This window comes from Actinacidiphila sp. bgisy160 (assembly GCF_057707815.1).
The window spans coordinates 59,221-79,270 of record NZ_JBYIQW010000007.1 but is presented as its reverse complement, the minus strand read 5'-3'; the positions used below and the strand labels follow the sequence as shown (position 1 = coordinate 79,270).

Annotated in this window: 20 protein-coding genes and 1 pseudogene; 9 read left to right on the top strand and 12 right to left on the bottom strand. The window is 74.0% G+C overall.

Features of this window, described 5'->3' with window-relative positions; genetic code table 11:
- Positions 1–4 precede the first annotated feature (4 nt).
- From AC3EUJ_RS09090 to AC3EUJ_RS09080, 3 genes are read left to right on the top strand one after another with little or no spacing between them, the layout of a single operon-like run.
- Entirely contained in the window at positions 5–535 is a 531-nt protein-coding gene (locus AC3EUJ_RS09090; protein WP_431960522.1) for an FMN-binding protein, read from the top strand.
- A gap of 2 nt (positions 536–537) precedes the next feature.
- Positions 538–1,317: an FAD:protein FMN transferase gene (locus AC3EUJ_RS09085; RefSeq protein WP_431960521.1), complete on the top strand. Its 780-nt coding sequence runs from the start codon at positions 538–540 to the stop codon at positions 1,315–1,317.
- A gap of 34 nt (positions 1,318–1,351) precedes the next feature.
- Positions 1,352–2,131 carry an SDR family oxidoreductase gene (locus AC3EUJ_RS09080; RefSeq protein ID WP_431960520.1) on the top strand — a complete coding sequence of 260 codons (780 nt, stop codon included), beginning with the start codon at positions 1,352–1,354 and terminating at the stop codon, positions 2,129–2,131.
- 6 nt (positions 2,132–2,137) lie between these two features.
- Here the strand turns inward: AC3EUJ_RS09080 and AC3EUJ_RS09075 are convergent, their stop codons facing one another.
- The 8 genes from AC3EUJ_RS09075 to AC3EUJ_RS09040 form a co-directional block, all read right to left on the bottom strand.
- On the bottom strand, positions 2,138–2,680 hold the full coding sequence (locus AC3EUJ_RS09075; protein WP_431960519.1) for an arginine repressor: 543 nt from the start codon (positions 2,678–2,680) through the stop codon (positions 2,138–2,140).
- 7 nt (positions 2,681–2,687) lie between these two features.
- On the bottom strand, positions 2,688–3,908 hold the full coding sequence (locus tag AC3EUJ_RS09070) for an acetylornithine transaminase (RefSeq protein WP_431960518.1): 1,221 nt from the start codon (positions 3,906–3,908) through the stop codon (positions 2,688–2,690).
- Complete coding sequence (gene argB, locus AC3EUJ_RS09065; protein WP_431960517.1) at positions 3,905–4,837, bottom strand: acetylglutamate kinase; 933 nt, start codon at positions 4,835–4,837, stop codon at positions 3,905–3,907. Before argB ends, AC3EUJ_RS09070 begins: the two co-directional genes overlap by 4 nt.
- Positions 4,834–5,985 carry a bifunctional glutamate N-acetyltransferase/amino-acid acetyltransferase ArgJ gene (gene argJ, locus AC3EUJ_RS09060; protein ID WP_431960516.1) on the bottom strand — a complete coding sequence of 384 codons (1,152 nt, stop codon included), beginning with the start codon at positions 5,983–5,985 and terminating at the stop codon, positions 4,834–4,836. The genes argB and argJ overlap by 4 nt, the downstream gene beginning before the upstream one ends.
- Positions 5,982–6,170, bottom strand: coding sequence for a hypothetical protein (locus AC3EUJ_RS09055; protein WP_431960514.1), 189 nt, complete (start codon positions 6,168–6,170; stop codon positions 5,982–5,984). Before AC3EUJ_RS09055 ends, argJ begins: the two co-directional genes overlap by 4 nt.
- Positions 6,167–7,195, bottom strand: coding sequence for an N-acetyl-gamma-glutamyl-phosphate reductase (argC, locus tag AC3EUJ_RS09050; protein ID WP_431960513.1), 1,029 nt, complete (start codon positions 7,193–7,195; stop codon positions 6,167–6,169). Before argC ends, AC3EUJ_RS09055 begins: the two co-directional genes overlap by 4 nt.
- A gap of 189 nt (positions 7,196–7,384) precedes the next feature.
- Positions 7,385–7,762, bottom strand: coding sequence for a hypothetical protein (locus tag AC3EUJ_RS09045; RefSeq protein WP_431960512.1), 378 nt, complete (start codon positions 7,760–7,762; stop codon positions 7,385–7,387).
- A gap of 256 nt (positions 7,763–8,018) precedes the next feature.
- On the bottom strand, positions 8,019–8,771 hold the full coding sequence (locus tag AC3EUJ_RS09040) for a LysR substrate-binding domain-containing protein (protein ID WP_431960511.1): 753 nt from the start codon (positions 8,769–8,771) through the stop codon (positions 8,019–8,021).
- Positions 8,772–8,830: 59 nt separating this feature from the next.
- Here AC3EUJ_RS09040 and AC3EUJ_RS09035 point away from each other — a divergent pair, with 59 nt between their 5' ends.
- The 5 genes and pseudogenes from AC3EUJ_RS09035 to AC3EUJ_RS09015 form a co-directional block, all read left to right on the top strand.
- A complete protein-coding gene (locus AC3EUJ_RS09035) occupies positions 8,831–9,226 on the top strand; it encodes a DUF5997 family protein (protein WP_431960510.1) in 396 nt (131 codons plus the stop codon).
- Positions 9,227–9,514: 288 nt separating this feature from the next.
- Positions 9,515–10,975, top strand: coding sequence for an aldehyde dehydrogenase family protein (locus AC3EUJ_RS09030; protein WP_431960509.1), 1,461 nt, complete (start codon positions 9,515–9,517; stop codon positions 10,973–10,975).
- 29 nt (positions 10,976–11,004) lie between these two features.
- A complete protein-coding gene (locus AC3EUJ_RS09025; RefSeq protein ID WP_431960508.1) occupies positions 11,005–11,748 on the top strand; it encodes a nucleotidyltransferase domain-containing protein in 744 nt (247 codons plus the stop codon).
- Between the two features lie 94 nt (positions 11,749–11,842).
- Positions 11,843–12,046: a DUF1918 domain-containing protein gene (locus tag AC3EUJ_RS09020; RefSeq protein WP_431960507.1), complete on the top strand. Its 204-nt coding sequence runs from the start codon at positions 11,843–11,845 to the stop codon at positions 12,044–12,046.
- A gap of 176 nt (positions 12,047–12,222) precedes the next feature.
- A pseudogene (locus tag AC3EUJ_RS09015) lies at positions 12,223–12,330 on the top strand (DUF1918 domain-containing protein); the annotation flags it as partial.
- Between the two features lie 70 nt (positions 12,331–12,400).
- Here the strand turns inward: AC3EUJ_RS09015 and AC3EUJ_RS09010 are convergent.
- Positions 12,401–13,711, bottom strand: coding sequence for a glycoside hydrolase family 10-like protein (locus AC3EUJ_RS09010; RefSeq protein ID WP_431960506.1), 1,311 nt, complete (start codon positions 13,709–13,711; stop codon positions 12,401–12,403).
- 314 nt (positions 13,712–14,025) lie between these two features.
- On the opposite strand from AC3EUJ_RS09010, the gene AC3EUJ_RS09005 reads away from it, so the two are divergent.
- Positions 14,026–14,889 (top strand): 3-hydroxybutyryl-CoA dehydrogenase, encoded by an 864-nt coding sequence (locus tag AC3EUJ_RS09005; RefSeq protein ID WP_431960505.1) that lies wholly within the window; start codon positions 14,026–14,028, stop codon positions 14,887–14,889.
- On the opposite strand, the gene AC3EUJ_RS09000 is transcribed toward AC3EUJ_RS09005, so the two are convergent.
- The 3 genes from AC3EUJ_RS09000 to AC3EUJ_RS08990 form a co-directional block, all read right to left on the bottom strand.
- The gene (locus tag AC3EUJ_RS09000) at positions 14,880–17,471 is read right to left on the bottom strand and encodes an AAA family ATPase (protein WP_431960504.1); all 2,592 of its coding nucleotides are present in this window, start codon (positions 17,469–17,471) and stop codon (positions 14,880–14,882) included. The two genes, AC3EUJ_RS09005 and AC3EUJ_RS09000, sit on opposite strands and share 10 nt — an antisense overlap.
- A gap of 928 nt (positions 17,472–18,399) precedes the next feature.
- Positions 18,400–18,699, bottom strand: coding sequence for a hypothetical protein (locus tag AC3EUJ_RS08995; RefSeq protein WP_431960503.1), 300 nt, complete (start codon positions 18,697–18,699; stop codon positions 18,400–18,402).
- Positions 18,700–18,787: 88 nt separating this feature from the next.
- A complete protein-coding gene (locus tag AC3EUJ_RS08990) occupies positions 18,788–19,903 on the bottom strand; it encodes a PP2C family protein-serine/threonine phosphatase (RefSeq protein WP_488180952.1) in 1,116 nt (371 codons plus the stop codon).
- Positions 19,904–20,050: the final 147 nt, after the last annotated feature.

Sequence of the window (20,050 nt, the reverse complement as noted above, 5' to 3'; positions counted from 1 at the left end):
CCGAGTGAAGAAGAAGCACCCGCTGCGCCGGATCCTCCTGAGCAGCGTGACGACCGTCTCCGGGGTCGTGCTGCTGCTCGCCCTGAAGCCGACGACGGCCCCCTTCACCTCGCAGGCCGGGGCCCCGGCGCAACAGCTGCCGCCGGTCTCCGCGGCCCCCTCGCCCGCCGGCCCGGACCCGTCGGTGCCGGTGGCCCCGGCGGACGGGGGCGGCTCCGAAGGGGCGCGGGCCACGGGGAAGCGGGGCGGCGCGCCCGCGCGGAAGACCGTCACCGGGGACGTCGCGCAGACCAGCTACGGCCCCGTCCAGGTCCGGATCACGGTCGAGGGCGGGCGGATCGTCTCGGCCGCCGCCGTCCAGGCGCCCGCCGGTACCCCCACCAGCGACCAGCTCACCGCCACCGCCGTCCCGGAGCTCAGCCGGGCCGCGGTCACCGCCCAGAGCGCGCAGATCGACACCGTCTCCGGTGCCTCGTTCACCAGCGACGGCTACCGGAAGTCGCTGCAGAGCGCCCTGGACAAGGCCGGTGCCTGACGATGTCCGACAACAACCCCCCGCGCCTGCGGCACGTGGAGCACTGCATGGGGACGGTGTTCTCCTTCGACGTGCGCGGCGCCCGCGACCCGCGCGTCCGGGCGGCCCTGGACGAGGCGGTGGCGGGCCTGCACCGGGTCGACGCGGTGTTCTCCACCTTCCGCGCCGACAGCGAGATCAGCCGGCTGGGCCGAGGCGAGCTCGCCCTCGCGCAGTGCTCGGCCGAGGTACGCGAGGTCCTGGGGCTGTGCGAGGAGGCCGAACGCCGTACCGACGGCTGGTTCACCCCGCGCTATGCGGGCCCGGGCACCGCGCTCGACCCCACCGGCCTGGTCAAGGGCTGGGCGGTGGAGCGGGCCGCCCGGACGATCGCCGCGGCGGGCGCCGGGAAGGTCTGCCTCAACGGCGGCGGGGACGTCCAGCTGACCGGCGGCCCCTGGCGGGTCGGCATCGCCGACCCGCTGCGGCCCGGCGGGCTGGCCACCGTCGTCGAGGCGGACGGCGAGCTGGCCGTCGCCACCTCCGGTCCCGCCGAGCGCGGCTGCCACATCCTCGACCCGCGCACAGGTGAGCCGCCCGCCGGGAGACTGGCGTCGCTCACCGTGGTGTGCCCCGCCCTCACCGAGGCGGACACCTGGGCGACGGCCGGGTACGCCATGGGCGGCCGGGCCCGGGAATGGCTGGAAGGACTCCCCGATGTGGAGGCCTTCGCCGTCGCCCCCGACGGCACGACCTGGCACACCTCGGGATTCGGGCGTTTCGTCGCGAAGTTGAGCGCTTGACGATCAGCTGTTCCAGGTGGCAAGAATTCGTCACATGAATCTGCAACTGAACGGCAAGGTCGTGCTGGTCACCGGAGGGTCCGACGGACTCGGCGCGGCCCTCGTCCGGCGGCTGGCCGCCGAGGGCGCCAAGGTGGCGCTGTGCGGACGTGACCCCGAGCGCATCGAGCACGTGGTGAAGGAACTGGGCGCCACCGGCGCCGACGTGCTGGGCGTGCCGGCCGACGTCACCCGTCCCGAGGACCTCGAGCGCTTCGTCGCCGCCGCCGACGGGCGCTGGGGACGGATCGACGCCGTGGTCAACAACGCCGGCCGCAGCGCGGCGGGCTTCTTCGAGCGCCAGGACGACTCGGTGTGGGAGGAGGACCTGCAGCTGAAGCTGCACGCCGCGGTACGGCTGACCCGGCTGGCCCTCCCCCACCTGCGCGCCGCGGGGGGCGGCGGCGTCGTCAACACCCTGGCCGTGTCGGCCAAGGCCCCGGGCGCCGGAAGCACCCCGACCTCGGTCTCCCGGGCGGCCGGACTCGCCCTGACCAAGGCGCTGTCCAAGGAGCTCGGGCCCGACAACATCCGGGTCAACGCGGTGCTCGTCGGCCTGGTCGAGAGCGGCCAGTGGAACCGGCAGGCCGAGGAGCGCGGGATCACCGTCGACGAGCTCTACGCCACGATGGGCCGCGAGTCCGGGATCCCGCTGGGCCGGGTGGGCCGCGCCGAGGAGTTCGCGGACCTGGTGGCCTTCCTGCTGTCCGACCGGGCCGGCTACGTGACCGGCACCGGCATCAACTTCGACGGCGGCCTGAGCCCCGTGGTCTGATCCGGCTCAGCGCTCGCCGCCCCCGGCCAGGCGCAGCAGGTGGTCGGCGACCGCCTGCCCGCCCGACGGGTCCCGGCTGATCAGCATCACCGTGTCGTCGCCCGCGATCGTGCCGAGGATGTCGTACACCTCGGCCTGGTCGATCGCGGACGCGAAGAACTGCGCCGCGCCCGGCGGAGTGCGGACGACGACGAGGTTGGCCGAGGCCTCCGCGGAGATCAGCAGCTCGCCGGCGAGGCGGCGCATCCGCTCCTCCTTCACCGACTCCCCGAGCGGCGCCATGGGGGTGCGGAAACCGCCCTCGCTGGGCACGGCGTAGATGAGTTCGCCGTTGTTGGTGCGGATCTTCACCGCGCCCAGTTCATCGAGGTCACGGGAGAGCGTCGCCTGAGTGACGCTCAGCCCGTCGTCGGAGAGCAGCTTGGCGAGCTGGCTCTGCGACCGCACCGGCTGCCGGTTCAGGATGTCCACGATCCGTCGGTGGCGTGCCATCCGGGTCTGCGGTACGGCGGCGGCTCCCCCGCCGGCCTGCTGCTGCGCCTCACTCATCGTCGTGTCATTCTCCGGATCGCGGTTCCTCTGCGGTGTGTACGGTGTCGAGGACACCCGGCAGCGCCCCCAGGAACGCGTCCACCTCGGCGTCACCGAGGATCAGCGGCGGGGCGAGCCGCACCGTGTCGGGTACGGCGGCGTTCACCAGGAGTCCGGCGTCCTGAGCCGCCTTCTGCACCTGCGCGGAGAGCGGCTCGGTGAGCACGATACCCAGCAGGAGGCCCGCACCGCGCACGTGATCGACCAGAGGGTGGTGCAGCGCCTCGACGCCCCGGCGCAGTTTCTCGCCCTGGCGCTTGACGTTCTCCAGCAGGCCCTCCTGGGCGATGGTGTCCAGCACGGCGAGCGCCGCGGCGCAGGCCACCGGGTTGCCGCCGAAGGTGGTGCCGTGCTGACCGGGGGTCAGCAGGCCGGCCGCGGGACCGAAGGCGAGGGTGGCGCCGATGGGCAGTCCGCCGCCGAGCGCCTTGGCGAGGGTGACGACGTCCGGCTCGACGCCCTGCGCCTGGTGCTCGAACCAGTGGCCGGTGCGGCCGATGCCGGTCTGCACCTCGTCCATGACGAGCAGGGTGCCGGTGGCCCGGGTGATCTCCCGCGCGGCGGCCAGGTATCCGGCGGGGGGAACGACGACGCCGTTCTCGCCCTGAATGGGCTCGATCACGACGAGCGCGGTCTCCTCGGTTACGGCGGCGCGCAACGCGTCGGCGTCGCCGTACGGCACATGGGTGACGTCTCCGGGCAGCGGGCGGAAGGGCTCCCGCTTCTTGGGCTGCCCGGTGAGCGCGAGCGCGCCCATGGTGCGGCCGTGGAATCCGCCGTCGGTGGCCACCATGTGCGTACGGCCCGTCAGCCGGCCGATCTTGAAGGCGGCTTCGTTGGCCTCGGCGCCGGAGTTGCAGAACAGCACGCGGCCGGGGCGGCCGGACAGCTGGAGCAGCCGCTCGGCAAGGGCGACGGTGGGCTCGGCGATGAAGAAGTTGGAGACGTGGCCGAGGGTCGCGATCTGCTCGGAGACGGCGCGGACCACGGCGGGGTGGGCGGTGCCGAGGGCGTTGACGGCGATGCCGCCGAGGAAGTCCAGGTACTCGTTGCCGTCGGCGTCCCAGTACCGCGCGCCCTCGCCGCGGACCAGGGGCAGCCGCGGAGTGCCGTAGTTGTCCATCAGGGAGCCCCGCCAGCGCCGTGTGAGCGCCCCGTTCCCCTGGTCGCTGCCGGTCCCGGTCATGCCCGTCCCCCTCCGTTCCGCGATGTGCCGCCTGCCGCGTCCGCGGTGTCGGGCAGCACCATCGTGCCGATTCCCTCGTCGGTGAAGATCTCCAGCAGGATCGAGTGCTGGACCCGCCCGTCGATGACCCGGGCGGTGTGGACGCCGTTGCGCACCGCGTACAGGCACCCCTCCATCTTGGGCACCATGCCGCTGGACAGCTCGGGCAGCAGCTTCTCGAGCTCACCGGCGGTGAGCCGGCTGATCACCTCGTCGCTGTTCGGCCAGTCCTCGTACAGGCCCTCGACGTCGGTGAGGACCATCAGGGTCTCGGCGCCGAGCGCGGCCGCGAGCGCCGCGGCGGCGGTGTCGGCGTTGACGTTGTAGATGTGGCCGTCGTCGGCGCTGCGGGCGATGGAGGACACGACCGGGATGCGTCCGTCGTCCAGCAGGGCCCGGATGGCGCCGGTGTCGATCTCGGTGATCTGCCCGACCCGGCCGATGTCGACGGCCTCGCCGTCGATCATCGGGCGGTGCCGGGTCGCGCTGATGGTGTGGGCGTCCTCGCCGGTCAGGCCGACGGCGAGTGGGCCGTGCTGGTTGAGCAGGTTGACCAGCTCGCGCTGCACCTGCCCGGCGAGCACCATGCGGACGACGTCCATGGCCTCCGGGGTGGTGACCCGCAGCCCCGCCTTGAACTCGCTGACCAGGCCCTGCTTGTCGAGCTGCGCGCTGATCTGCGGGCCGCCGCCGTGCACGACGACCGGCTTGAGGCCCGCGTGCCGCAGGAAGACGACGTCCTGGGCGAAGGCCGCCTTCAGCTCCTCGTCGACCATGGCGTTGCCGCCGAACTTGATGACGACGGTCCTGCCGTGGTGGCGGGTCAGCCACGGCAGTGCCTCGATGAGGATCTGCGCCTTCGGCAGGGCGGTGTGCTTGCGGGTGCTCATGAGCTGTAGGCGCTGTTCTCGTGGACGTACTCGGCGGTCAGGTCGTTGGTCCAGATGGTCGCGGTCTCGTTGCCGGCGGCGAGGTCGGCGGTGATGTGGACCTCGCGGTAGCGCATGTCGACCAGTGCGCGGTCCTCGCCGACGGACCCGGACTTGCAGACCCACACGCCGTTGATCGCCACGCCCAGGCGGTCCGGCTCGAAGGCGGCGGAGGTGGTGCCGATCGCCGAGAGCACCCGGCCCCAGTTCGGGTCCTCGCCGTGGATCGCGCACTTGAGGAGGTTGTTGCGGGCGATGGAGCGGCCCACCTCGACGGCGTCGTCCTCGGTCGCCGCGTTGATCACCTCGATCTTGATGTCCTTGGACGCGCCCTCCGCGTCGCGGATCAGCTGCCGGGCCAGGTCCGCGCAGACCTGTTCGACGGCGGCCGCGAAGGGCTCGTACGCGGGGGCGACGCCGGAGGCGCCGGAGGCGAGCAGCAGCACCGTGTCGTTGGTGGACATGCATCCGTCCGAGTCGGCCCGGTCGAAGGTGGTGCGGGTGGCCGCGCGCAGCGCCTTGTCGAGCGTGGGTGAGTCCAGGTCGGCGTCGGTGGTGAGGACGACCAGCATGGTGGCCAGGCCCGGCGCGAGCATGCCCGCGCCCTTGGCCATGCCGCCGACGGTCCAGCCCTCGCCCTCGTGCACGGCGGTCTTGTGGACGGTGTCGGTGGTCTTGATGGCGATGGCGGCCTTCTCGCCGCCGTGGGCGGAGAGCTCGGCCGCGGCCTTGGCGACGCCCGGCAGCAGCTTGTCCATCGGCAGCCGGACGCCGATCAGCCCGGTCGAGCAGACGGCGACCTCCCCCGCGCTCTGCCCGAGCGCGTCGGCGACCGCCTCGGCGGTGGCGTGGCTGTCCTGGAAGCCGAGGGGTCCCGTGCAGGCGTTGGCGCCGCCGGAGTTGAGGACGACGGCGGAGACCCGGCCGCCCTTGAGGACCTGTTCCGACCACAGGACGGGGGCGGCCTTGACGCGGTTGGAGGTGAAGACGCCGGCCGCGGCGAGCCGCGGGCCGTTGTTCACCACCAGGGCGAGGTCCGGGTTGCCGTTCTCCTTGATCCCGGCGGCGATGCCCGCCGCCGTGAATCCCTGTGCTGCCGTGACGCTCACTGTGCCGTCTCCTTGTCCGCTTCTGGGCCGGCGCACCGCAGGGGCGCGGCCTTCGCCGTGATGTCGGTGTGCGGCCCGGTCACCGGGGCCGTGCCGTGCGGGTCGGCGCCCGCGTCGCAGGGCGCGGCCCTGGTGAGCAGCTCGGCGACGGCGCGGCGGGCGCGGGCGGCGGGGCGGGGGGTCACGGCGCGACCCCCACGGTGCTCAGGCCGAGTCCCTCCGGAAGGCCCAGCGCGATGTTCATGCTCTGCACGGCGCCGCCGGCGGTGCCCTTGGTGAGGTTGTCGATGGCGCTGACGGCGATGACCCGGCCGGCGGCCTCGTCGTACGCGACCTGGATCAGCGCGGCGTTCGAACCGTACACGGCGGCGGTGGCGGGCCACCGGCCCTCCGGCAGCAGGTGCGCGAACGGCTCGTCGGCCAGCGCCTTCTCGTACGCCGTCCGTACGGCGTCCGCGGTGGTGCCGGGCCTGGCCTTGGCGCTGCAGGTGGCCAGGATGCCGCGCGGCATGGGCGCGAGGGTCGGGGTGAAGGAGACGGTGACCCGCTCCCCCGCCACGGCCGAAAGGTTCTGGATCATCTCGGGGGTGTGCCGGTGCGTGCCGCCGACGCCGTACGGGGTCATGTTGCCCATGACCTCGCTGCCCAGCAGGTGCGGTTTGGCCGCCTTGCCCGCACCGGAAGTGCCGGAGGCGGCGACGACCACGGCCTCGGGCTCCACCAGGCCCGCCGCGTACGCGGGGAAGAGCGCGAGCGAGACGGCGGTCGGGTAGCAACCGGGCACCGCGATGCGCTTGGACCCCTCCAGCGCGGCGCGGGCACCCGGCAGTTCCGGGAGACCGTACGGCCACGTGCCCGCGTGCGGGGAGCCGTAGAACCGCTCCCAGTCCGCGGCGTCCGCCAGCCGGAAGTCGGCGCCGCAGTCGACGACGAGCGCCGGCTCGCCGAGCTGCTCGGCGACGGCCGCCGACTGCCCGTGCGGCAGCGCGAGGAAGACGACGTCGTGCCCGGCCAGCGCCTGCACGCTCGTCGCCTCCAGCACACGGTCCGCCAGCGGCAGCAGATGCGGCTGCAGGCCGCCGAGGCGCTGCCCGGCGTTGGCGTTCCCGGTGAGCGCGCCGATCTCGATCTCGGGGTGGTTCAGCAGCAGGCGCAGGATCTCTCCGCCCGCGTACCCGCTCGCTCCCGCCACCGCTGCCCGGAATGCCATGGACCCTCCTCTTCGATGGCATGACTATACGGCGCCCGGAACTTTTATGCAAAGCTTTCCGGTCCACCACCCGGCGCGCGGTGGGGCGCCCCGGGGCCCGGCGAGTCTCGGCGCCCCGGTTGGCGCGCGGACCTCCGCCCGATGGCGGCCGTACGCCGCCCGGCGAACACTGGGCGAACTCCGCGCAGGTCAGTCCAGCAGTGCGACGACCTCGCGGAAGTCGCCGTAGGCCTCGCCGTACTGCCTGGCGGCGAGCAGGAACATCGAACGGCCGGTCAGTGCCCGCCCCGCAGCCTGTTCGCCCCGCTGGGCGCCGGGCAGGGCGGCGAGGCGGCGGGCCGGCGTGACGCCCTCGGCGAAGAGCGGCCGGAGCGGTTTCAGGATGCGATGGGTACGGCGCTCCCAGTGCGGCGCCGAGCGGACGGTCAGCCTGCGGTGAGCGGCGACCAGCGCCGGAAGGTGCCGCCCGGGCTCGGCCGCGGCCGCCTCGGTGAGCGCGGCGACCCCCGCCTCCGGCCGGGGAAGCTCCGCGGCGTACGCGCGGGAGACGTCCGGCGACCAGCTCATCGTGTCCCAGCCGTACGGCGGCGCCGGTGCGCTTGGGGCCCCGCCGGTTCCAGCGCCCTTCTGACGCGCCGTGAGCCGGCCTCATACGAGCAGCAGGGTCCGCGCCCGCAGCACCGCGTCCTGATCGACGCCCTCGGTGAAATCCATGACGGGAGTTCCGGAAGCCGCCTCCACTCCCCGACAACGCCTCTGAGCTGCGCGTTCCGTCCTGCAAAAAGAGCGGCCGGACTGTCATGACGGAGACGCCATCACCAGGTCACGAACGCCGGCGGGGCTTTCCGCGCTTCGCGGTGGGGCGAGGCGTCTTCGCGGACGCACGGCCGGATGATCTGGCGGCGGGCTTGCGCCGCGCCGCCCCCTCCTCGGGGCGCTGCTTCTTCGGCTGCGGCTGGTGCTGGGTACGGCCGCGGGTGCTGTTGACGGTGCGGCCGCGCACGATGCCGATGAAGTCCTCGACCCGGTCGGTCGTGGTGTCCTCGCGCCACGACAGGGCCACCCGGGACTGCGGGGCGTCGACGACGGGGCGGTAGGTGAGGTCCCGGCGGTGGTGCAGGCGCGCCAGCGACTGCGGCACGACCAGCACCCCCACGCCCGCCGCGACGAGCTCGATCGCGTCCGCGGTCGTGGCCGGGCGCTCGATCGCGGGCCGCCCGGGCAGCTCCTGCCAGTCCAGGGTGTCGTCGAGGGGGTGGAACACCACGTCGTCGGCCAGGTCCGCCACCGTCACCTCGTCGGCGGCCGCGACGAGGTGGTCCTTGGGCACGACGACGACCGTCGTCTCCGCGTAGAGGGGGATCGCGCTGAGATCCGTCCGGTCGATCGGCAGCCGTACGAAGCCCGCGTCCGCGTCCAGGCCGCGCAGCATCCCGGGAGCCTCGGCGGCCGGGACCATGACCAGCTCCAGGGGGACGTCCGGCAGCCGCTCCTGCCAGATCCGCACCCACTTGGCGGGGGTCACCCCGGGGACGTAGGCGAGGCGGAACGAGGAGGGAGCTTCCGAGCCGGTCATCCGGCCAGGCTACCCCGGCGCCGGTCGGGGGCCGTCCCCGCGATCGATATCCTGGGGGCATGACGTCGCACCACTCCGCCCAGACCATGAAACCCGCCACGGCGGCGAAGAAGCTGGGTGTGTACCTCGAGGCCACCCCCGCCGAGTTCCGGGAAGGCGTCGTGTCGCGCGACGAGCTGAACGCGCTGCAGGCCGACCCGCCCGAGTGGCTCCGGGAGCTGCGCCGCAACGGCCCGCACCCGCGCCCGGTCGTGGCGGCGAAGCTGGGCGTGTCCATCTCCGGTCTCGCCCGCGGCGGGGTCACCGAGGCGCTCACGACGGAGCAGATCGAGGCGCTGAAGCAAGAAGCCCCCGAGTGGCTGCATAAGGAGCGCGCCACCCAGGCCGAGGCCCGCAAGGAGGCCGCCCGTCTCAAGCAGCGCGACGCCGAGCGTTCCGGGCACGCCGACGCCTGACGTCCCTCTCGACGCCGAAGCCCGGGAAGCCTGAGCGGCTTCGCGGGCTTCGCGGGCGTGACGGCACTGCCGCTCGACGGTCGACCGCAGCCGGCGCGGGCCGGCCGCCGCGGATTCGAGGCCCTGCGCGGCGGGCCGGGAAACCCCGCATCCGCCGGTCCCCCACGCCCACAAAGCGCGTCCCGGTCCGTTGACAGCGCGGGGGGCGCGTCGCAGACTCAGTGCCCGGAGCATGAACGATAGTTCACTATGCGAACGATGGTGTTCGCGCGCCGGACAGGGGCTGCCATGACCATCACCCGTGAACTGCTGATCGGCGGCAAGGACGTCCCGGCCGTCTCCGGACGCACGACCGAGGACGTCAGCCCCTTCACCGGGGAGGTGTACGCGACCGTCGCCGCCGGCGGCGTCGAGGACGTCACCCGGGCGGTGGACGCGGCAGCGGCAGCGTTCCCGGAGTGGGCGGCGCTCAGCCCGTTCGCGCGGCGCAAGATCTTCCTGACCGCGGCCGACCTGCTGGAGGCCCGCACGGAACAGGCCGCCCAGATCATGGCTCACGAGGCCGGTGCGACCCGCCCCTGGGCGTACTTCAACGTCGGACTCGCGGCCAACATCCTGCGCGAGGTGGCAGCCGCCGTCACCGCGCCGCGCGGTGAGGTGCTGAGCGCGCAGGAGGAGGGCGTCCTCGGCATGGCGGTGCGCGAGCCGGTCGGCGTCGTGGGCGCCTTCGCGCCGTGGAACGCCCCGATCATCCTCGGCGTCCGCGCGGTCGCCGCGCCGCTGGCGGCGGGCAACACGGTCGTGGTGAAGCCGAGCGAGGACGCCCCGGTGGCCTGCGGTCTGTTCGTCGCGGACGTGCTGCGCGAGGCCGGGCTGCCGGACGGCGTGCTGAACGTGGTGACCAACGCCCGCGAGGACGCCGCCGAGGTCGCCGAGGCGCTCGTCGCCGATCCGAGGGTCCGCGCCGTCAACTTCACCGGGTCGACGGAGGTCGGGCGGATCATCGGCACCCACGCCGCGCGCCACCTGAAGCCGGCCGTGCTGGAGCTCGGCGGCAAGAACGCGATCGTCGTGCTGGACGACGCCGACGTGGACTACGCCGTCGACGCCGCCGTCTTCGGGGTCTTCCTCAACTCCGGACAGATCTGCATGTCCGGCGACCGGATCCTCGTCCACGAGAGTCTCGCCGAGGAGTTCACGGCCAAGTTCGCCGCCAAGGTCGGCACGCTGCCCTCGGGCGACCCCGCGCACCCGCACACGGTGATCGGGCCGCTGGTGAGCCCCGCCTCCGCGCGGCGCGTCGCCGCCTTGGTCCTGGATGCGGTCGCCAAGGGCGCCACGGTGCTGGCCGGCGGCGGCGAGCCGGACGGCGCGGTGCACCCGGCCACCGTGCTGCGGGACGTGCCCAAGGACGCGGAGATCTATCACGGCGAGGCCTTCGGCCCCGTCGTCACCGTTTCCTCTTTCGCCGACGACGACGAGGCCGTGGCCCTGGCCAACGACACCGACCACGGTCTGACCGCGGGCGTGATCACGGAGAACGGCACCCACGGGCTCGCCGTCGCCCGCCGGCTGCGCACCGGCATCGTGCACGTCAACGACCAGTCGGTGGCCGACGAACCGCAGGCGCCCTTCGGCGGCTTCAATGCCTCCGGCTACGGCCGCTTCGGCGGGCGCTGGGGCCTGGAGGCCTTCTCCAACACCCGCTGGGTCACCCTGGCCACTCAGCAGGCGCACTACCCGTTCTGAATCCGCCGCGCAGGGCGTAGGGTCCGCGCATGGAAGATCCACTCGGCGCGGCCCGCGCCCTTCTCACCGAACGCTTCCCCAATGCGCTCGCCGGTTTCCTGGGCGGGTCCACCGCCCGCGGCGAGGGCACGGCGACCTCCGACCTGGACGTGGTCGTCGTCCTCGACCCGCCCGCCGGGTGCCACGCGGAGTCGCTCACCTGGGGCTCCTGGCCGGTCGAGCTCTTCGTGCACACCCCGGAGTCGGCGCGTGCCTTCATGGGCTGGGACCGCGACCGCGGCAGCGGCACGATGGCGTTCATGTGCGCGCGGGGCGTCGTCCTGCTCGACCGTGACGGGACCGCCGCCAGGCTGCGCGACACCGCGGAGCGGATCCTCGCCGCCGGACCGCCCGCGGTCACGGACGCGGCGCGCGACCACCGGCGCTACTGCGTCACCGACCTGCGCGACGACCTCCTCGGCGCGAGGAGCGAGGACGAACTCCTCGCGGTGGCCGCGGCCCTGCTGGACGGCACCGCCGAGCTCCTGCTCGGTACGCGCGGCCACTGGCGCGGCGGCGGCAAGTGGCTGCCCCGCCGACTGCGCGAGGCCGACCCCGAGCTCGCGGCACTCCTGCTCGGCGCCTACCGCGATCTCGTTCGAGGCGGCCCGCGCGAGCCGTTCGCCGCCGCGGTGGACACAGTGCTGCACGCCTGCGGTGGCCCCCTGTGGGCGGGCTACCGGCGCACGCCGGACCCTCGCATGCTGGCGGAGCTCGGCCTACGGCCGGACTGAGGCCGGGCCCGGCTCCAGGGGGTGCGGAGCGGACGCCCGAACCTAGACTGGAGGGGCAAGGCTGCGGGCCGCCGAGTTCTCAGGAGGTCTACCGATGCACGCGAACAAGGGTGACCGGGTCAGGCAGCACGGGCGGGTCGTCGGCCAGCACGACAAGGTGGCCGAGATCGTCGAGGTCATGGGGCAGGGTGGCGAGCCGCCATACCGCGTCCGGTACGACGACGGCCACGAGTGCATCCTGTCCCCCGGACCGGACTCCACGGTGGAACACGGGCGGGGCAAGCCCCCCACCCCCTGAGCCGCTCCGTACGGAATCCTGCCGCACCGCGGCCGTCGCATCACCCGGCCGCGGCGGCACGCGTACCTACGCGCCCGCCCCCCGGCCGGGGGTGCGGACGCGGACAGTGGTCGGCGACGACACGGGACATCGCCCCGATCGGGTCGGCGGCGACCTCCGGGGCCAACGAGAAGCGTGGCGAGCCGCCATACCGCGTCCGGTACGACGACGGCCACGAGTGCATCCCGTCCCCCGGACCGGACTCCACGGTGGGACACGGGCGGGGCACGCCCCCCACCCCCTGAGCCGCTCCGTACGGAATCCTGCCGCACCGCGGCCGTCGCATCACGCGGCCGCGCCCTGCGGCAGGCGAACCTACGCGCCCGCCCCCCGGCCGGGGGTGCGGACGCGTGTCGGATAGTGGTCGGCGACCACCCGGGACATCGCCCCGATCGGGTCGGCGGCGACCTCCTTGGCCGAGAAGAACACGTTGCCGAGCACCTGGGGATGGTGCCGGTCCAGCTCGAGGTGGCGGGAGAGTTCCGCCGGGTCCTGCCAGGCCTGCGCCTCGCCGGCGGCGCCGGCGCGGTAGAGCGCCTCGCCGATGTAGAGCTGGACGCCCGTGCCGTCGACCACGTCGGCCCACCACGGCACGAGCGTGGCGTAGTCGGCGACGGCGAAGCCGATGTTCCAGTACACCTGCGGCACGATGTAGTCGATCCAGCCCTTGTGCACCCAGCCGCGTGTGTCGGCGTAGAGGTCGTCGTACGTCTGGACCCCGGCGCGGGTCGCGGAGCCGCGCGGGTCCGTGCCGCGGTTGCGCCAGACGGCGAAGGGGCTGACGCCGAAGCGGGTGCCGGGGCGGAGTGCCCTGATGCGGGCGGCGGTCTCGCTGACGAGCAGGTCGATGTTGTCGCGCCGCCAGGAGGCGAGGTCGTCGAAGCCCTCCCCGTACCGGGCGAAGGCGTCGTCGTCGGCGAAGTGCCGGCCCGCGACCGGATAGGGGTAGAAGTAGTCGTCCCAGTGCACTCCGTCGACGGGGTAGCGGCGGACGGCGTCGAGCATGGCGTCCTGCACGAAGCGCCGCACATGGGGAAGCCCGGGGTTGTAGTAGAGCTTCCCGCCGTACGCGACGGTCCAGTCGGGGCTGACGCGGGCCGGGTGGTCCGGGGAGAGCCGTGCCGGGTCGTCGTGGGTGGCGACGCGGAACGGGTTGAACCAGGCGTGCAGTTCCAGCCCCCGCGCGTGCGCCTCCGCCACGGCCGTGCCGAGCGGGTCCCAGCCGGGGTCCCGCCCCTGGACCCCGGTCAGGTACTCCGACCAAGGCTCGTACGGGGAAGGCCACAGCGCGTCGGCGGTCGGCCGGACCTGCATGACGACCGCGTTGAGACGCCGCTCGACGGCGAGGTCGAGGTAGCCGAGGAGTTCATCGCGCTGCTGACGGGCGGACATCCCGCGGGCGGAGGGCCAGTCGCGGTTGGCGACCGTCGCCAGCCACATGCCGCGGAACTGCGCCGGCGCGCCGGGACCGCCCGCCGCGCCGGACGACGCCTCCGCCCCCGCGGGCATCCCCCCGGCGGGCCTCGCCATCATTTCCGCCGCCCTCGCTGTCTCGCCCGCGGCGAGGACGGTGCCGATGGCCCCGGCGGCGCCCGCGGCGAAGGTCCTGCGTGAGAGTCGGCGCATGACTGTCCCCTGATTCCCCGTCATATTCATGTTTCGCTGATACTGGGCTGAATCAGCCCGTCCGGCAACCTGCCGGGAGCCGGTCGGGGCCGGTGTGCCTCCGGGTCCCGGCCACCCCGTGCGCCGCCCGCGTCGCCTCCGGCGCACGGGCGCCCGCGGCGGCTCGGGGCCCGGTCAGCGGGGCTACCGCGCCCGGCCGGGCGGCCCTCGCGGGCGCCCGGACCGGTAGGCCGGCCGGGTGTAATGTCGAGCGGGCTGGTCCGGACCTCACGACGGTCCGGGTCTCCATCTCGCGATCAGGGAGAGGCTGGGCGTTGAACGACGACATCCGTTTTGTCGGTGTGGTGGGCTGTGGCCAGATGGGCGCGGGTATCGCCGAGGTGTGCGCCCGGGCCGGACTGGACGTCCGGGTGGCGGAGACCACCGGCGAGGCCCTGGAGCTTGGCCGCACCCGGCTGACGAACTCGCTCCGCAAGGCGGCGGAGCGCGGCAAGATCACCGCGGAGGAGCGCGACGCGACGCTGGAGCGCCTCACCTTCACCACCGACCTGGGCGACTTCGCCGACCGCGACCTGGTCATCGAGGCCGTCGTGGAGAACGAGCAGGTCAAGACCGAGATCTTCCAGGTGCTCGACCAGGTGGTGACCCGGCGCGACGCGATCCTGGCCTCCAACACCTCCTCCATCCCGCTGGTCAAGCTCGCCGTGGCGACCTCCCGCCCGGAGCAGGTGATCGGCATCCACTTCTTCAACCCGGCGCCGGTGCAGAAGCTCGTCGAGCTGATCCCCGCCCTCACCACGGACGGCCAGACGCTGGTGCGCGCCGAGAAGCTCGTCACCGACGTGCTGGGCAAGCACCCGATCCGGGCCCAGGACCGCGCGGGCTTCGTGGTCAACGCGCTGCTCATCCCGTACCTGCTGTCGTCGATCCGGATGTTCGAGACCGGCATCGCCAGCCGTGAGGACATCGACAACGGCATGGAGATGGGCTGCGCCCACCCGATGGGTCCGCTCAAGCTCTCCGACCTGATCGGGCTGGACACCGTGGCCTCGGTCGCCGACTCGATGTACGAGGAGTTCAAGGAGCCGCTGTACGCCGCCCCCCCGCTGCTGCAGCGCATGGTCGACGCGGGCCGGCTGGGCCGCAAGAGCGGCCACGGCTTCTACGACTACGTGTAGTTCGGCGTCCGCGCCGCCGTCTCCCGCCGCGCGTCGAGCCGGGCCAGTTCCGCCCTGGCCCGCGCCTCGACCGGCGCGGCCCCGACCGCGGAACTGATCTCCAGGGCCTCGACCAGGGCGCCCCGGGCCGCCGCCGACCGCCGTGGACGGCGCTCGGCGGCGCCCAGCACGATCAGCGTGCGGGCCAGGTCGATGGGGAGCGAACGGCCGCGCAGCCGGTCCGCGGCGGCCTGGATGCGGGTGATGCCCCGCTTGGAGCGGCCCAGCACACAGTCGCGCAGTCCCTCGGCGCGGTCCAGGGCGGACAGCACGCTGGCGGAAGGCCGTGCCCCGGCGCGGCGGCGCGCCGCACGCAGGATCTCGGCGGCGGAGTCGGTGTCTCCGAGGATCACGGCCGCCTCGGCGAGGTCCCCGTACCAGCGCAGCATCACCGGGTCGGCGATGCCCATCGTCTCCCCCAGCCTGCGCACCTGCCGAAGGGTCTCGACGGCCGCCTCGGTGTGCTCCCGCCCCCCGGCGAGCAAATGTGCCCGGCCGCGGACGCCCAGGGCCCGCAGCAGGAAGAGCTGGTCCCCGTCGGTCATGCAGGCCCGGATGGTGCGGTCGGCGAGCTCGATGGCGCGCTCCGCGCGTCCCCCGGCGGTCTCGGCGAGCGCGGCGGCGTAGAGCACGGGCGGTGAGTCGCTGCCGGCCCGGACGGGGAGCACGGCGCAGCGGGCGACGTTGTCCAGGGCCTCGCGGCAGCGTCCGGAGCGCACCTGGATACGGATGAGCGCCACCAGCGTGGCGGCGGTCTCCTCGACGGAGGCGTACTCGCCCGTCCTTCCGAGAAGGCCGGCCATCTCGCGTTCCGCGTCGGTGACGCGGTCGGCGTCGGCGGCCAGGATCGCGCGGGTGCGGACGAGTTCGCGGGCGCCGGGCCCGTCGGACGGCACGGGGAGGCGGAACGCCTCGCCGAGCGTGGCCTCGGCTGACTCCGCCTCGCCGTGCAGCGCGTGCAAGCGGGCGAGCAGGGCCAGGGCGGCCACCCGGGTGTCGACGGCGCCCGCCTGGACCGCCATGTCGGCGGCGCGGCGGGCGTGGGCGGAGGCCTGCGCGGGCCGCCCGCCGATGAGGTGCCGCAGGGCTGCCCACTGGTGGAGCCGGGCCTCCAGCTCGGGATGCCCTTCGGCCTCCACCAGGCCGTCCGATATGAGGCGGCCCGCGGTGCCCAGCGCCTGGCCGGCGTTGCCGAGCATGATCAACCGGGCCAGCACCCGTTGCCGGGCGGACACGGCCTCGGCGAGCACGGTTTCCGCGGCCCGGTCGGCCTCGCCCCGCAGCCCGGCGTCGCTGGCGTACTCGGCGGCGGCCAGCAGCCGTTCGGCACGCTCGGCCGGGCGGTTTTCGGGCGTACGGCGGGCCGCCAGGGCGGCCAGTTCCGCGGCGGTGGCGGGGGCACCGCGGCGGCGCGCGGAGTCGGCGGCGGCGGCGAGCGTGGCCGCGGTGGTCTCGTCGGCGTACGGGTGGGCCAGGGCCAGGTGCCGGGCCTGCTCCACGGGCTCGGGGACCACCCGGGACAGCAGTTTGTGCGCGGTGCGCCGCCCGTGCTCGGGGGCGTCGGCGTACACCGCGGCGCGGATCAGCGGGTGCTGGAAGCGAATCGTTCCCTCGGCGTCGGCCACGGCGACCCCCAGGGTCTCCGCGGTGGCCAGGTCGCCCGCCGGGTCCGGGATCCCCGCGGCGCCGAGCAGCGGCAGCGTGGGGCGGGCCGCCGCGCTGGCGAGCAGCAGCGTCTGCCGGGCGGAGGCAGGCAGCAGCCGTACCCGGTCCAGCAGCAGGTCGCGCAGCCGCGGCGGTACGGACAGCACGTCCCCGGCCTCGAAGGGCGTGCCGTCCCGCAGCAGGGCGCGGCCGAGTTCGAGGGCGTAGAGCGGATTACCGGCGGCCGTGTCCTGTACGGCACGCACGGCGGGCTCGGGCAGCTCCGCACCGGTGTCGTCCAGCAGCAGTTCGGCAACGTCGCCGTCGGACAGCGGAGGCACGAGCAGCGCCGCGGTGCCCGGCGGGCAGCACCGAAGCCCGCGCGGCTCCTCGCCCTCCACCACCCGCTCGGCCGCCAGGAAACGCACCCCCTCACCCGGCGGGAGCCGCCGCAGCGCGAGCGACAGCACCTCGGCGCTGGGCATGTCGAGCCACTGCAGGTCGTCGACGACGATCAGCACGGGGCCGGCGGCCGCGAGTGCCCGCAGCAGTTCGACGGCCGCGTCGCGCACGGCCAGCCGGCTCTGCGTCGCGACCGGCTCGTGCCCCCGCAGTAACGCCGCCCGCAGGGCGGCCCGGGGCCCGGCGGACAGCGCGTCGACGTACTCCTCCGGCACGCGGGCGAAGAGGTCCATCAGCGCCACGAAGGGCAGCTTCGCGTCCTCCTCCACGGGCACGGCGCGCAACACGAACCCTTCCGGCGGGACCTCGTCGGTCAGCACGGCGAGCAGGGCGGACTTGCCGATCCCGGCCGCTCCGTGGAGCAGTACGCCCGGACCGGCGGTCAGCTGTGTCCGGGCATGGTCGAGGATCTCCCGACGCCCGATCAGGGACGGCATATGCTCATGACAACGTTTGCTCAACTGCCTTGTCAATGGGCGCAGTCAGGTCGACGTGTTCGTGGACCGGGGTGCGTCTGTGCGGCCGGTGGTTGTGTGCGGGTACGTTGGGGTTGCTGTTGGGGGTTTCCCCGCCCGCCCTCCCTCAACCAGCCTTCGGCCGGGGGGGACCCCCACCCGGATGGTTGGTGCGGGTCTGCGCGGGGTGCGTGGTGGGCCGGGAACGGGGCCTCCGGGGCTGGGCATTCTGGACCGCATGTTTATGTGCATGGCGTCCAGGTCGGTGCCGTCTGTGCTGCACAACACATATGCGTCAGCGTCCAGAACACCCACCCCTACGACCCCGCCCCCTCCGTATCGCCGGCGACCAACGGCCGGTGGGGGGTGTGGGCAGGCGGGCTTGCCGCATGCGCAGGGGCACCCCCAGCAGTAGCCGGGGTGCACAACCACAACGACGCCACACGTGCCCGGTGCGCACGGTCTCTCCCCCAGCCTGGCGGCTGGGACGTTCCCCCACGTGTGCACGCTGGCGGGTGGGGGTGTGCCAGCTCCCTCTGCCGTCGGGCCGGGGATCCCCATGGTGAGGGAGGGGAGGACTGCGCGTATCCCCACCCCACCGGCCGTCAGGCCCCCACACGACCGGAGAGGGTGTGGCGGCGTGCCCCCATGGGGGCACCTCCCAGCGGTAGCTGGGGGAGACGAGCGGCGGACCCGGCGCCCAATGATGTCGGGGTAGACCGCGAGCGCCGAGGTGGGGGCACCTCGGCCGAAGGTCGGGGGAGTACCCCGGCGCGGCACCGACCCACAACGCACGCAGCGAGGCGGTCACTGACCGCGCCGGGCGCTCGGGAGGGTGGGTGGGGGATGCCCGCCGCAGGCGCGAACAAGCCGCACACGACAACCCGGCGGAACAACGACGCACCCCGGGTCAGGCGACCCCGTCGGGGTGAGGCAACAGCACCACACGGTGCGCCCCCGCGTCCGCGGCCAGCGAACTGTCGCACGCCGCGACGACCGTGATCCCCGCGGCCGCCACCCGCCGCAGCTCGCTCCACGCGCCGCGGCTGATGACGGTCGTCGTGACGGAGGGACCCCGGCTCCAGGGCGCGCTGTTGAGGGCGAGCTGCAGTGCCGACCGCTGCGGCCCCGGCGGGCCGACCACAGCGATCAGTTCGCCCGTGGGCGTGGACAGATCGGCTCCCGTGGCGGTGGGGGTGGGGGTTGCCATGTCTGCCCCTCTCCTCGTTCTGGCCGGTATACGAGCAATGAGTGTTTTACTCGGGGATCGACCCAGGTTTACCAAGGATTGGGCGGGATCAGGGGCGCGGCACTCCGGGAACCCCGGGTGCGGTGCGGACGGCGGCCGCCTGTGCGGGCACCCGGGGCGCGTCCCTGTGGAGCACGAGCAGCGCCATGTCGTCGGTGAGTCGCCCTCGCGTGTGCCGCAGGAACGAGGCCCGCACCGCGTCGACCAGCGTCCGCGCGCACAACGAGCCGCCCCGGGCGGCCGACTGGGCGGCGCCCTCCAGGACCGGCAGCAGGGGGAAGAACTCCCCGGCGCTGTCCCGGGCGTCCATCACGCCGTCGGTGTGCAGGAACAGCGCCTGGCCGGGGAGGAGTTCACCGCAGGCGACGGACTTCGCGTCCGGGCCGGGGTCGAACAGGCCGAGCGGCGGGAACGGTTCGCCGGTCTCCAGCGGGCGGGCGCGCAGCCGCCCGGGGCGGTCGGGGAAGAGCCGGTACGGCTGCGGATGGCCGCAGTTGATGACCTGGACCTCGCAGTCCTCGCCCAGTTCGAGCAGCATCAGGGTCACGAACTCCTCGGCGGCGTGCGAACGTCCCCGCAGGTGCCGGTGGAGCGCCCGGTCCAGGCGCCGGAGCACGCCCCCGAGCTCAGGCTCGTCGTGCGCGGCCTCGCGGAAGCTGCCGAGCAGCGCGGCGACGGTGCCGATGGCCTCGAGGCCGTGGCCGCGTACGTCGCCGATGACCGCGCGAACCCCGAAGGGCGTGGCGAGCACCTCGTAGAGATCGCCGCCGATGCGGGCGCCGCGGCTGGCCGAGAGGTAGTCGCCGGCCACCGCGAACTCGTTGACGCGCATTGGCAGCGGGGGCAGCAGCACCTGCTGGGTGGCGACGGCGATCTCCCGGGTGCGGTCGAGTTCGGCGGCGAGCCTGGCCCTGCGGTGGACGAGCAGGAAGCAGACGGCCAGGACGGCGAGGACGGCGGCCTCGGTGCCGAGCCGCGCTCCGGTGTCCGGGACGGCGACGGCCGCCACGGCGAGCGCGCCGCCGGCCAGGACGCAGCGGCGGCGTCCCGTCCCGACGCAGGCGATCACGGGGGCCGCGACCGCGGCCGGCGCCCACTGGACACCCCCGGGCACCGCGTACACCAGCCCCAGCACCCCGGCCACCCACAGCCCCGGCAGCGACAAAAGCGCCCACCCCCGTGCCCGGCCGGTACCCCGGCGGCTCACTGCCCTGGGTCGGATCATGCCTCGGGGCTCCCCCTGAAGCCGCTGACGCGGCCGGCGACGACACAGCCCCCGCGTCGAGTGGGCCCTGGTCCGCGATCGATTGTG